9 protein-coding genes are annotated in these 12,366 nt (G+C 61.5%); 8 read left to right on the top strand and 1 reads right to left on the bottom strand.

Annotated features, from left to right (window positions below):
- Nucleotides 1–142: 142 nt before the first annotated feature.
- From aroQ to accC, 3 genes are all read left to right on the top strand, one after another.
- The gene (aroQ, locus tag ACTYOL_RS24490) at nt 143–595 is read left to right on the top strand and encodes a type II 3-dehydroquinate dehydratase (protein WP_444757229.1); all 453 of its coding nucleotides are present in this window, start codon (nt 143–145) and stop codon (nt 593–595) included.
- A gap of 109 nt (nt 596–704) precedes the next feature.
- The gene (accB, locus tag ACTYOL_RS24495) at nt 705–1,169 is read left to right on the top strand and encodes an acetyl-CoA carboxylase biotin carboxyl carrier protein (protein WP_054894204.1); all 465 of its coding nucleotides are present in this window, start codon (nt 705–707) and stop codon (nt 1,167–1,169) included.
- A gap of 17 nt (nt 1,170–1,186) precedes the next feature.
- A complete protein-coding gene (gene accC, locus ACTYOL_RS24500) occupies nt 1,187–2,542 on the top strand; it encodes an acetyl-CoA carboxylase biotin carboxylase subunit (protein ID WP_054894205.1) in 1,356 nt (451 codons plus the stop codon).
- Between the two features lie 173 nt (nt 2,543–2,715).
- Here accC and ACTYOL_RS24505 read toward each other — a convergent pair whose 3' ends face one another.
- Complete coding sequence (locus tag ACTYOL_RS24505; RefSeq protein WP_153774084.1) at nt 2,716–6,603, bottom strand: dermonecrotic toxin domain-containing protein; 3,888 nt, start codon at nt 6,601–6,603, stop codon at nt 2,716–2,718.
- A 186-nt stretch (nt 6,604–6,789) separates the two neighbouring features.
- Between ACTYOL_RS24505 and prmA the strand changes: the two genes are divergently transcribed.
- The 5 genes from prmA (at nt 6,790) to purH (ending at nt 12,205) form a co-directional block, all read left to right on the top strand.
- Complete coding sequence (gene prmA / locus ACTYOL_RS24510) at nt 6,790–7,668, top strand: 50S ribosomal protein L11 methyltransferase (RefSeq protein ID WP_444757230.1); 879 nt, start codon at nt 6,790–6,792, stop codon at nt 7,666–7,668.
- Nucleotides 7,669–7,722: 54 nt separating this feature from the next.
- The gene (locus ACTYOL_RS24515) at nt 7,723–9,018 is read left to right on the top strand and encodes a DUF3426 domain-containing protein (RefSeq protein WP_444757231.1); all 1,296 of its coding nucleotides are present in this window, start codon (nt 7,723–7,725) and stop codon (nt 9,016–9,018) included.
- Nucleotides 9,019–9,186: 168 nt separating this feature from the next.
- A complete protein-coding gene (gene dusB, locus ACTYOL_RS24520) occupies nt 9,187–10,200 on the top strand; it encodes a tRNA dihydrouridine synthase DusB (RefSeq protein WP_054894209.1) in 1,014 nt (337 codons plus the stop codon).
- Entirely contained in the window at nt 10,197–10,517 is a 321-nt protein-coding gene (fis, locus tag ACTYOL_RS24525; RefSeq protein ID WP_029614158.1) for a DNA-binding transcriptional regulator Fis, read from the top strand. The genes dusB and fis overlap by 4 nt, the downstream gene beginning before the upstream one ends.
- Nucleotides 10,518–10,597: 80 nt before the next feature.
- Nucleotides 10,598–12,205, top strand: coding sequence for a bifunctional phosphoribosylaminoimidazolecarboxamide formyltransferase/IMP cyclohydrolase (purH, locus tag ACTYOL_RS24530; protein WP_444757232.1), 1,608 nt, complete (start codon nt 10,598–10,600; stop codon nt 12,203–12,205).
- Nucleotides 12,206–12,366: the final 161 nt, after the last annotated feature.

The following is a 12,366-nucleotide window of genomic DNA, read 5'->3' on the forward strand; positions in this document are numbered from 1 at the left end:
CAGAGCTGATCATCTGGTCACATACTTTGCGCGAATCTCGGTCATCGTGCTGGCTATTGCAGGGAACTGGACACTCGCTAGTCTCTTGCGGCATAGTCGCCGCGCTATGTCGAATTGCCCTACAAAACCAAGGAAACCGCAGATGGCCACCCTACTGGTGCTGCACGGCCCCAACCTCAACCTGCTCGGTACCCGCGAGCCGGGAGTCTACGGCGCCGTCACCCTCGCCCAGATCAACCAGGACCTCGAGCAGCGCGCACGCGCCGCCGGCCACCACCTGCAGTACCTGCAGAGCAATGCCGAGTACGAACTGATCGACCGTATCCATGCCGCGCGCAACGAAGGCGTGGACTTCATCCTGATCAACCCGGCCGCTTTCACCCACACCAGCGTCGCATTACGTGACGCATTGCTCGCTGTGAGCATCCCATTCATCGAAGTGCACCTCTCCAACGTGCACAAGCGTGAACCGTTCCGTCATCACTCCTACTTCTCCGATGTGGCAGTGGGCGTGATCTGCGGCCTGGGCGCCAGCGGTTACCGGCTAGCCCTGGAGTCTGCTCTGGAACACCTGGCTGCCAACTCACAGCCCTGATGACGCAAAGCCCAGGCCTACATGCCTGGGCTTCGAAACACTACGAAGAAACGTTTTCGACACGTTTTGATAATTAAGTCCCCGACCGAACCTTGGGAGTTGCTGATTAATGGATATCCGTAAAGTCAAAAAGCTGATCGAACTGCTGGAAGAGTCCGGCATCGACGAACTGGAGATCAAGGAAGGCGAAGAGTCCGTTCGCATCAGCCGTAACAGCAAACAACCTGCCGGCGCCCAGTACTTCGCACCCCCAGCGCAATTTGCCGCTCCAGCTCCTGCCGCCGCAGCCCCCGTGGCCGCCGCCCCGGCTGCCGAAGCCGCTGCAGCACCTGCCCTCAAAGGCACCGTGATCCGCTCGCCGATGGTCGGTACCTTCTACCGCAAGCCTTCGCCAACCTCGCCGAACTTCGCTGAAGTCGGTCAGTCGGTGAAGAAAGGCGACACCCTGTGCATCGTCGAAGCCATGAAGATGATGAACCACATCGAAGCCGATATCGGCGGTGTCATCGACGCCATCCTGGTAGAAGACGGTCAGCCGGTTGAGTTCGACCAGCCGCTGTTCACCATCGTTTGAATCGCGGAGAGCCAACGATGTCTGGGAAGCTCGAAAAAGTCCTGATCGCCAACCGCGGGGAAATTGCCCTGCGGATCCTGCGTGCCTGCAAAGAGCTGGGCATCAAGACCGTCGCGGTCCACTCCACCGCTGACCGCGAACTGATGCACCTGGGCCTGGCAGACGAATCGGTCTGCATCGGCCCTGCATCGTCGAAAGAATCCTACCTGCACATCCCGGCGATCATCGCTGCCGCCGAAGTGACTGGCGCCACCGCCATCCACCCGGGCTACGGCTTCCTCGCCGAGAACGCCGACTTCGCCGAGCAGGTGGAGAAATCCGGTTTCGCCTTCATCGGCCCTAAAGCCGACACCATCCGCCTGATGGGCGACAAGGTTTCGGCCAAGGATGCGATGATCAAGTCGGGCGTCCCGACCGTGCCGGGCTCTGACGGCCCACTGCCGGAAGACGAAGAAACTGCACTGGCCATCGCCCGTGAAGTCGGCTATCCGGTGATCATCAAGGCCGCCGGTGGCGGTGGTGGTCGCGGCATGCGCGTGGTGCACAAGGAAGAAGACCTGATCGCCTCGGCCAAGCTGACCCGTACCGAAGCCGGTGCTGCGTTCGGTAACCCGATGGTCTACCTGGAAAAGTTCCTGACCAATCCACGTCACGTGGAAGTTCAGGTACTGTCCGATGGCCAGGGCAACGCCGTGCACCTGGGCGACCGCGACTGCTCGCTGCAGCGCCGTCACCAGAAAGTACTGGAAGAAGCGCCGGCCCCCGGCATCGACGAGAAGGCCCGCCAGGAAGTCTTCAAGCGTTGCGTCGATGCGTGCATCGAGATCGGCTACCGCGGTGCAGGTACTTTCGAGTTCCTGTACGAGAACGGTCGCTTCTACTTCATCGAGATGAACACCCGCGTCCAGGTCGAGCACCCGGTTTCGGAGATGGTCACCGGCATCGACATCGTCAAGGAGATGCTCAGCATCGCCGCTGGCAACAAGCTGTCGTTCCGCCAGGAAGACGTGGTGATCCGCGGTCACTCGCTGGAGTGCCGGATCAACGCCGAAGACCCGAAGAAGTTCATTCCGAGCCCAGGCACCGTCAAGCACTTCCATGCCCCGGGTGGCAATGGCGTGCGGGTCGATTCGCACCTGTACAGCGGCTATTCGGTTCCGCCGAACTACGACTCGCTGATCGGCAAGCTGATCACCTACGGCAAGGACCGCGACGAAGCCATGGCGCGCATGCGCAATGCCCTGGACGAGATCGTTGTCGACGGTATCAAGACCAACATCCCGCTGCACCGCGACCTGGTGCGTGATGAAGGTTTCTGCAAAGGCGGCGTCAACATCCACTACCTCGAGCACAAACTGGCCAACCAGGAGTGATCGCTTGTTGAGGTAGCACGCCCGGCAATCGCTGCGATGCCAACCACTGGCCTTTCAGAAAAAACCGGGGATGCCACAAAAAACCGATGCCAGAATCTGGCATCGGTTTTTTTTTGCTATCTACCCAGGACAGAGCAGGTCACCCAGGCTCGCATGAGCGGGATATCCGCTTGTCAGAGGCTCACCACTGAGATCGCCTGCAAGGCGAGTTCGTCCGGGGCCGGCGCCAATCCAGCAGCATCTTCCACGACTCCGCCTGACCGCTCGTACAGTGGGCCGGCGCGGAAACGGCTTTTGAATCTGAAGGCGCGAGCGGGCACACCCGGCAACCGGAAATTGGCCTTCTTCATGATCGGATCAAGTACTTGTTCGACCAACCTCGCAGGCGTTCGATAGACACGCGTAACCCCAGTTCCTAGATTCAGCGTCATGCCGTAGCTACCGCCAAAACACGACGAAAACGACCAGTGCTGCCAGCTTGCCTGGATTCCCTGGCGCCTGAGCAACGTACGCACGGCGCCGCCAATATCCACACCGCCCAGCCAGTCGCCGCCGACCATGACTGCCCTGACGCCCGCGCCATTCTGCGCAGCACCAATCTCCGTCAGCACTTGCCGCAGTGCGGGCTCGATCAGGCTGCGGACATTGTGATCAACATGCAGTACCGCACCTGCACGTGTTGCAGGGTTATACAAGGATACCGCCACACAGGACTGTGCATTGACGGTATACAGGTAGTCATCCGCCCTCCCCAAGTGTCGCGCCACTACGGCTTCTCCCTGCAGAGCGCCACGTATCTGCGATGGCGCACCCTCACCGTCGGTAATTTGCCGTGCCTGCGTCAGGGTTCCAGCATCCTGCACATGATTGCCGCCGCGAAGGCCTGTGCTGTTGGCAACCCATCGGCCATCTTCATGCAATCGCACTGCCTGGCGATGGTAGCTCTGCGGGCGATTGGCCTTGAACACCCGTAAGGTGGCCTGCTCGACGTCGTGTGTGACCTTGTAGTAACGACCGCCCGAGTGGATGAAATGCTCTGCATTGGCAGCGTCCTCGGCGCCGCTGCGGTAGGTGCCCTTCCAGATGCCGTCCTCCGTCACCTTGTGCAGATCGCCAGGCTTGCTCTTGACTGCCCAGGACTTGTCGAACTGCAGGGAGGGGGTTCGTGTCGCACCCGTCACCTGAGGGCGGCGAACAACTGCCTGGCGCAAGGGCGCAAGCGCTGACTTGAGCATTCCCAGGCTCACTCCCGGCACACTCAACACCGCCCCCAACAAACTCCACGACGCTTCCAGCCAGTTCTGCAGGGCCACCGCGGTTTCCCATCGAGTATGGGCGACAATGGCCTTTTTCAAAGCGGAGGCGGTCATGAAGGCACCAAACGCTATGGCGAACGGCGGATACACCAGCAATGGCAGTGCGCTGAACAAAACGCCTTTGAACACCTGGGCGCGAATGACCTCGGCTTTGCCAAGGGTCGCATCCTCGACATCGGCGAGCGCATGCTCGATGAACGCGTTGTACTCCCCGGCCACCGTCACCACCTGGTTGAGCCCACGCAGGGAATCACGATGACTGTCGCCACTGGCCAACCTCCTCAGGCGCGTGCTGACCTTGGATCTGGAGGCCAACGTAACGCGGTTGAGCAGATAATCGTAAAGCACGCCCGTACCTGTGGCGTTCAAGGACTGATAGGGACGCAGCAGAACACCATCCGGGGCGTCCGGGGTATACAGCCAGTCAGTCGCCACTTTGTCTGCCACATCGCGCAGGACATAGGCGCCAAGTACGAAACAGCCGTCGATCGACAAGCGAAACACCCCCGAACTCTCGACCACCGTTTCCGACTCACTGACGATGTCGGGCTGGCTCAACGTCCGCCCCAGCGCCGTCACCAGTGCAATCAGTTTCGTATAGGTCGCTTGATCGAGTTCAGCCTTGATACTGGCCAGGCGCAAATCGCGGTCCATCGCCGAGATCAGCGCACGACCGAACATCTTCCGGCGAGCCGCATAATCCGCCGAGGACTCGTTCAGATAGTGTTCGCGTATGTGTGTGATGTACGTCTCGCCAACGTAAGCGCGACGTGCATAGCGCGTAAAGTCGTGGCTGCGCAGAGCGCTCAGGTCCTGGCCAACCAGAGAGCGCACGCCCTTATTCGGGTTGTCCAGGCCAGAATTGTCGTCATATCCATAGCAGACCAGATCGACCAGGTTCATCGTCAGCGGCGTATCCGTGCCTGTGGACGGCAGATCGAACAGAATAGACTCCGGGTCAACCTGTTCGGTGATGCCCTTGTCGGCCAGGTAAGGCTTGATGGCAGTCTCGACGGTACGCCGGGCGAACGCGTGAAAACCTTCATAATCCTGCATCGACGCGGCAAACACGTGCTCAGCTTGCAACGCCACCTGCTTTTCCAGGTTGATCACGCGCTTTTGGCCAATGTTCAGATTAAGTGCGTAATACGGCGCAATAGAGGCCTCGATCTCATCCTCGGCCTTTTTATTGCTCAAGCGCACCCGTTCGGCCAGGCATGCCTCGTAACCCGTCAGGGCTCGCCTGCGATCCAGACTCAGGGACCATTCGGAAGGTTTTTCCACAATGCTCAGGATGGATGCACTGACCGTGGCTCGTTGAACGAAGGGAACCTGGCTCAACAGATAATGACGACCCGTTTCCTCCGCCAACCAACCACCGATTTCACTGTTGAGCGCGCGCTGTGATACCAGCTCTATCCACTCCTGGCCATCTGGTTTACCAGGGGCATACAGCACAAAGGCGTCATCTGCTACGGCGAACAACAACAAGTCACTGCAATCTGCGCCCGCCCACAACTGCAGAGGACAGATCTCGTCGCCTGGCGGCTCCTGGGCGAGCAATGCCACGACCTGATCATGACGCGCATCCGACAGGTGCCCTTTCTTGCTGGCAATCAGCAGGCTGTAGCGCAATTGCATGTCATAGAGTTCTAGCTGCGCCAACCCGACTTCAGCGTCCTGATGGCGTTGCTTGAGGGTCGTCAGGAAGCTGTGCGGTGCATCGAGTTCGCTCAACAAGACCTGCAGTTGCTCAGCGGAAGGTGGCTTGCAATGCAGTAACGGCATACTTACCTGGAGCGGCTTGTATACCTGCGTCACGTCAATGGCGCCTTCCATCACCAGTTCGGTAAGCGTCTGTGTCCTGACGCTCACATTTTCCGTGGCTGACGGTTCGCATTTGACGGTGATGAGGTCGGCAGACAGTGGCAGGTCGAAATGCTCGCGCAGATAGGCGCTCGCCAGGCTGCCCGCATGCTCACGCAACGAGCGCGCACTACCGAGCAAGTTTTCGAGCGTTGACTGTGCTCCGTCACAAGCACCCTGAGCAGCACTCAGCGCCGCGACGTCCTCGGCATTCAAATTGCGATACCACTCCGGCAGGTGCTTGCGGACAAGCCTGTCGATCACTTGCTTCTCATCGTCATCGGAGAGAAACAACAACGCAGGCTGCGCATGCCAGTCCCGCTCCTGCTCCCGAATCAGCGCCCGCACCTGGGCACTGGTCATCGCGGCAACCTGTGGCGCGCCCAGCGCGGCTTCAAGATCGATGCAATGCTGCTCGCAACGTTGGCGGATTCGCTTCTGGTACTCGAGCACATCACTCAAGCCCTGGGGCTTCGTCTCCCAGTGGCGGGTGAGGTAATCCCGGTAGGTTTCAACCATGCGCCCACCGATGCCCTCCACCAGTTGTTCGACCTGCTGGCGCCGTTCCAGCGGCACTTCGAGCGGCTCACCGTCGCTGATGCGATAGATGGCATGTTCTGCTTCGTCATAGAGCACCGGCTGCTGGGTGGCCAGGCGCTGCAGAGCGGCATCCAGCAGGTCCTGGATGAAAGTCGGGTCGATATCTTCGGTGTAGTAGGTGCGCAGTTGCACAAGCGCGTCGCTTTCGATTGCCTCGATAAAGCTCAGCTGGGAGTTGCGTCGTTGCTCGAAGGCCGCACTCCAGCGCCCGAGTCGCTCGATGATGGAGTGGGCCGACGAATCGTCAATGGGGGAATGGGTAGCGGGCTGATCGTTCATGACGCTATACCTCGTAGGCTTGGGGGCCCGAATTCTAGGTAGCGCCACGGCACGACCAGCGGTAGTTATTTGTTCGACGGATCATCCTGCGGCCTGTCCGTACGGGACGCGCTCGCGTAAAATGCTCCATTTGGCAGTCGTAGACTGCCTCTTCGATCACACCGAACCACATTTAAGGTGCCCGCCATGCCCTGGCTGCAAGTACGTCTGGCCATCAGCCCGGAACAAGCCGAAACCTACGAAGACGCCCTGCTCGAAGTCGGCGCCGTCTCGGTCACGTTCATGGATGCCGAAGACCAGCCGATCTTCGAACCGGACCTCAACACCACCCCACTGTGGTCGCACACGCATCTACTGGCCTTGTTCGAAGCCGATGCCGAGCCCGAAGCGGTATTCGCCCATCTGCAGTTGCTGACCGGTGCAGCGCTCCCCGAGCACCAGGCCGAGGTCATCGAGGACCAGGACTGGGAACGCAGCTGGATGGACGGTTTCCAACCGATGCGTTTCGGCCAACGCCTGTGGATCGTGCCGAGCTGGCATGAGGCCCCGGAGAAAGACGCCGTCAACCTGCTGCTCGACCCGGGCCTTGCCTTCGGCACCGGCACCCATCCGACCACCGCTCTGTGCCTGGAATGGCTCGACGGCCAGTCGCTCGCAGGCACCCAGGTGCTCGACTTTGGCTGCGGCTCGGGCATCCTGGCCATTGCCGCCCTGCTGCTGGGCGCCCGCGAAGCGGTGGGGACCGACATCGACGTGCAGGCCATCGAAGCCTCGCGTGACAACGCCCAGCGCAACGGCATCGCCGACGAGAAGCTGGCACTGTACCTGCCCGAGCACATGCCGGCGATGCAGGCCGACGTGCTGGTCGCCAACATTCTGGCCGGCCCGCTGGTCTCCCTGGCCCCGCAGTTGTCCGGCCTGGTGCGCCCTGGTGGCCTCCTGGCGCTGTCGGGCATTCTCGCCGAGCAGGGCGAGGAAGTGTCTGCTGCCTACGCCGCCGACTTCGACCTCGACCCGATCGTCGTGCGCGATGGCTGGGTGCGTATCAGCGGCCGTCGTCGCTAGGCTACAGTTCGTGAAGCACCAGACTCCAACCCTGCACAACGCCCGGATCGCCGCATGACCGACAGTTTCGTCACCCAGTGCCCGCATTGCCAGACGCGTTTTCGCGTCACGTATCACCAGTTGAGCGTGGCCCGTGGGGTGGTGCGTTGTGGCCAGTGCCTGCAGGTGTTCAATGCCGCCCGGCAGCTGCTCGAGCAAAGCCAGGAGGTTGCGCCGCCGGTCGCCACGGTACCGGTGGCGCCACCGGTGCCAGCAACGCCTGCGGTCGAGCCACCCGCGCCGAGCCAGGACGACTGGGCTGCAACGCTGGATGCCATGGATCTGGACCAGGAGCTTGCGCGCCTGGAGCGACGCGGCCCCCGCCCCGAGCGCCAAAACGCCGACCGCGACGAATCCTTGCAGGCGCGGCGTGACGATCAGCACCCGGAGCAACATGGTGACGAGCCCTTCGGCACCGCAACCGATGACCGCCTCGAGCCCGACTCGCAACCCACACCTGCACCGGTTCTGGTCGAGCAGGAGCCCCTCGACCTGGAACCGATAGCCCAGGAGCGTACCGAGCCAACCCTCGGACAGACGCTTGAGCTCGACGACGAAGACACCCCCGCACACTTTCCCGCCGAACACGACGAACCAGCCACCGAGCGGCTCTCGTCCCTCGACGAGCCTCGTCCGGAAAAAGGCCTCTCGGCCCTGGACGACGATGTCGCGAATCTGCACCTGTCGGCACGTGACGACCACGACGGCGCCGAAGACGACGAACGGCTGGAGCCGGTCCTGGCCAGCAAACCCTCGCGCGCGCGCAAGGAACCATTGGTCGATGTGGTCGACGACCCGCTGCAACTGGACTGGCAAAAGCCCGCACCGAACTGGGGCAAGCGCCTGCTTTGGGGCTTCCTGGCGCTGCTCGCCGTTGGCCTGCTGGCCTTCCAGTACGTCTACTACCACTTCGATGAAATGGCCCGGCACGATCGTTACCGGCCGCTGTTCCAGCAACTGTGCCCGATCGTCGGCTGCCAGGTACCCACCCGAGTCGACATCGCGCGTATCAAGAGCAGCAACCTGGTGGTGCGCAGCCATCCGGACTTCAAGGGCGCGCTGATCGTCGACGCGATCATCTACAACCGCGCCTCCTTCAGCCAACCCTTCCCCTTGCTGGAGCTGCGTTTCGCCGACCTCAACGGGCAGTTGATCGCCAGTCGTCGGTTCAAACCCAGCGAGTACCTGTCGGGCGAGCTGGCCGGGCGTGGCGAGATGCCTAGCCAGACACCGATCCACATCGCTCTGGACATCCTCGATCCAGGCCCCAAGGCGGTGAACTACAGCTTGAGTTTCCGCTCCCCCGAGTAGCACGCCATACCTGAGGGAGCGCGGTGGGCGACATCACCAACCTAAATGTCATAAGCCCACAACTGTTCAGATTTTATCCAGTTCCATCTTTATCCGGTCACCGAGAGCGGGTATCATGCCATCCCTTTTTCGAACTCCAATGATCCGGCCCCACAACAGGGAACACCTATGTCGGCGGTACGCATCGGCCCATATACACTGCAGAACAACCTGATCCTCGCGCCTATGGCCGGGGTGACGGACCAGCCTTTCCGCACGCTTTGCAAACGTCTGGGGGCGGGCATGGTGGTGTCGGAGATGGTCACCAGCGACATGAACCTGTGGAACAGCCGCAAATCGCGCCTGCGCCGCATCCACGAAGGCGATCCCGAACCCCGTTCGGTACAGATCGCCGGTGGCGATGCACAGATGCTGGCTGCGGCAGCGCGAGCCAACGTCGAGTCCGGTGCCCAGATCATCGATATCAACATGGGCTGTCCGGCAAAAAAAGTCTGCAACAAAGCGGCAGGCTCTGCTTTATTGAGAGATGAAGCGCTGGTCGCTGAAATCCTCGACGCGGTGGTCGGTGCGGTCGATGTGCCGGTCACCCTGAAGATTCGCACCGGGTGGGATCGCTCGAACAAGAACGGCCTGAACGTGGCGAAGATCGCTGAACAGGCCGGAATCCAGGCGCTGGCGGTGCATGGCCGCACACGCGCCGACCTGTACACCGGTGAAGCCGAGTACGACACCATCGCCGCAATCAAGCAGGCGGTGTCGATCCCGGTTTTCGCCAACGGCGACATCACGTCGCCAGAAAAGGCCCGGGCGGTGCTGGATGCCACAGGGGCCGACGGCCTGCTGATCGGCCGTGCCGCCCAAGGGCGGCCATGGATCTTCCGCGAGATCGAGCATTACCTGCGGACAGGCGAGCATCTTCCGGCTCCCGGGCTGGATGAGGTGGAACGCATTCTGCTGGAGCACCTTGCCGCGCTGCATGCCTTCTATGGGGATGTGATGGGCGTACGTATCGCCCGCAAGCACGTGGGTTGGTACCTGGCAACACGCACGGGCGGCAGGGAGTTTCGCGCCCGCTTCAATGCCTTGGAAGATACCCAAGCGCAGTGCGCCAACGTTCGGGCGTTTTTCGCCGAACGTCGACAGAGCCTTGAGACAGAGGACGGACAAGGGGTGGCCGCATGACGATGATGACCGAGACATTAGTGAGTGGAACAACGCCCGTGAGCGACAACGCCAACCTGAAGCAGCACCTGAACACGCCGAGCGAAGAGGGCCAGACCCTGCGCGACAGCGTCGAGAAGGCGCTGCACAACTACTTCGCCCACCTGGAAGGCGCCACCGTCACGGACGTGTACAACCTGGTGCTCTCGGAAGTCGAGGCACCGCTGCTCGAGAGCGTGATGAACCACGTCAAGGGCAACCAGACCAAGGCCAGCGAGATGCTCGGGCTCAACCGCGGCACCCTGCGCAAGAAGCTCAAACAGTACGACCTGTTGTAAGCCAGAATCCCAATCAGAAAAGGCGGCTCCGTTGAAAGAGGCGCCTTTTTTGCTGACTCCACCGCGTTATGGAATCCGAAATGACCGACCAGACTACCCGCCTGCCGATCCGCCGCGCCCTGATCAGCGTCTCCGACAAGACCGGTATCCTCGAGTTCGCCCGTGAGCTGCAACAGCTCGGTGTCGAGATCCTGTCCACCGGCGGCACCTACAAGCTGCTCAAGGATAACGGCGTGAACGCGGTGGAAGTGGCCGACTACACCGGCTTCGCCGAAATGATGGACGGCCGGGTCAAGACCCTGCATCCGAAGATCCACGGCGGCATCCTCGGCCGTCGCGGCACCGACGACGCCATCATGAACGAGCACGGCATCAAGCCGATCGACCTGGTCGCGGTCAACCTGTATCCGTTCGAAGCCACCATCAGCAAGCCAGGTTGCGACCTGCCGACCGCCATCGAGAACATCGATATCGGCGGCCCGACCATGGTGCGTTCCGCGGCGAAGAACCACAAGGACGTCGCCATCGTGGTCAACGCCAGCGACTACGCCGGCATCGTCGAAGGCCTCAAGGCCGGCGGCCTGACCTACGCCCAGCGCTTCGACCTGATGCTCAAGGCCTTCGAGCACACCGCCGCCTACGACGGCATGATCGCCAACTACATGGGCAGCATCGACCAGTCCAAGGACACCCTGTCGACCGAAGGCCGCAGCGAGTTCCCGCGCACCTTCAACAGCCAGTTCGTCAAGGCCCAGGAAATGCGCTACGGCGAGAACCCGCACCAGAGCGCGGCGTTCTATGTCGAGGAAAAGAAAGGCGAGGCCAGCATTTCCACCGCCGTCCAGTTGCAGGGCAAGGAACTGTCGTTCAACAACGTGGCCGACACCGACGCCGCGCTGGAGTGCGTGAAGAGCTTCGTCAAGCCGGCCTGCGTCATCGTCAAGCACGCCAACCCGTGCGGCGTGGCGGTGGTCCCGGAAAACGAAGGTGGCATTCGCAAGGCCTATGACCTGGCCTACGCCACCGACACCGAGTCGGCGTTCGGCGGCATCATCGCCTTCAACCGCGAACTCGACGGCGAAACCGCCAAGGCCATCGTCGAGCGTCAGTTCGTCGAAGTGATCATCGCACCGAAAATCTCCCAGGCCGCCCGCGAAGTGGTCGCCGCCAAGCAGAACGTACGCCTGCTGGAGTGTGGCGAATGGCCTGCCGAACGCGCTGCTGGCTGGGACTTCAAGCGCGTCAACGGTGGCCTGCTGGTGCAGAGCCGCGATATCGGCATGATCAGCGCCGAGGACCTGAAAGTCGTCACCAAACGCGCGCCGACCGAGCAAGAGATCCACGACCTGGTGTTCGCCTGGAAAGTCGCCAAGTTCGTCAAGTCCAACGCTATCGTCTACGCCAAGAACCGCCAGACCATCGGTGTCGGTGCCGGCCAGATGAGCCGCGTCAACTCCGCTCGCATCGCTGCAATCAAGGCCGAGCATGCTGGTCTGCAGGTACAGGGTGCGGTCATGGCTTCGGACGCGTTCTTCCCGTTCCGCGACGGCATCGACAACGCCGCCAAGGTGGGTATCAGCGCTGTGATCCAGCCGGGTGGCTCGATGCGTGATGCAGAAGTCATCGCCGCCGCTGACGAAGCCGGTATCGCGATGGTGTTCACCGGTATGCGCCACTTCCGCCACTGATTTATGGCAATCGGCCGCACTGAAGCAGGCATCTGCTGCGTTGGGGCCGGTTCCGCTGATGCTCATTGCCAGAAGGCAACTCCGCTCATCGGAACCGTCCCCGCCTTGCATCTACCAGCTTCATTGCGACCTCGTACAGCGAGAAGCATTGTCTCTCGTTC

This window comes from Pseudomonas sp. A014 (assembly GCF_052378495.1).
GTDB lineage: Bacteria > Pseudomonadota > Gammaproteobacteria > Pseudomonadales > Pseudomonadaceae > Aquipseudomonas > Aquipseudomonas machongensis.

What these genes read in the sequence shown, in the direction of transcription:
- dusB (WP_054894209.1), top strand. Translation starts at nt 9,187, where the DNA reads ATGTCGGCGGTACGCATCGGCCCATATACACTGCAGAACAACCTGATC.
- fis (WP_029614158.1), top strand. Translation starts at nt 10,197, where the DNA reads ATGACGATGATGACCGAGACATTAGTGAGTGGAACAACGCCCGTGAGC.
- ACTYOL_RS24505 (WP_153774084.1), bottom strand. Translation starts at nt 6,603, where the DNA reads ATGAACGATCAGCCCGCTACCCATTCCCCCATTGACGATTCGTCGGCC.
- purH (WP_444757232.1), top strand. Translation starts at nt 10,598, where the DNA reads ATGACCGACCAGACTACCCGCCTGCCGATCCGCCGCGCCCTGATCAGC.
- aroQ (WP_444757229.1), top strand. Translation starts at nt 143, where the DNA reads ATGGCCACCCTACTGGTGCTGCACGGCCCCAACCTCAACCTGCTCGGT.
- ACTYOL_RS24515 (WP_444757231.1), top strand. Translation starts at nt 7,723, where the DNA reads ATGACCGACAGTTTCGTCACCCAGTGCCCGCATTGCCAGACGCGTTTT.
- prmA (WP_444757230.1), top strand. Translation starts at nt 6,790, where the DNA reads ATGCCCTGGCTGCAAGTACGTCTGGCCATCAGCCCGGAACAAGCCGAA.
- accB (WP_054894204.1), top strand. Translation starts at nt 705, where the DNA reads ATGGATATCCGTAAAGTCAAAAAGCTGATCGAACTGCTGGAAGAGTCC.
- accC (WP_054894205.1), top strand. Translation starts at nt 1,187, where the DNA reads ATGTCTGGGAAGCTCGAAAAAGTCCTGATCGCCAACCGCGGGGAAATT.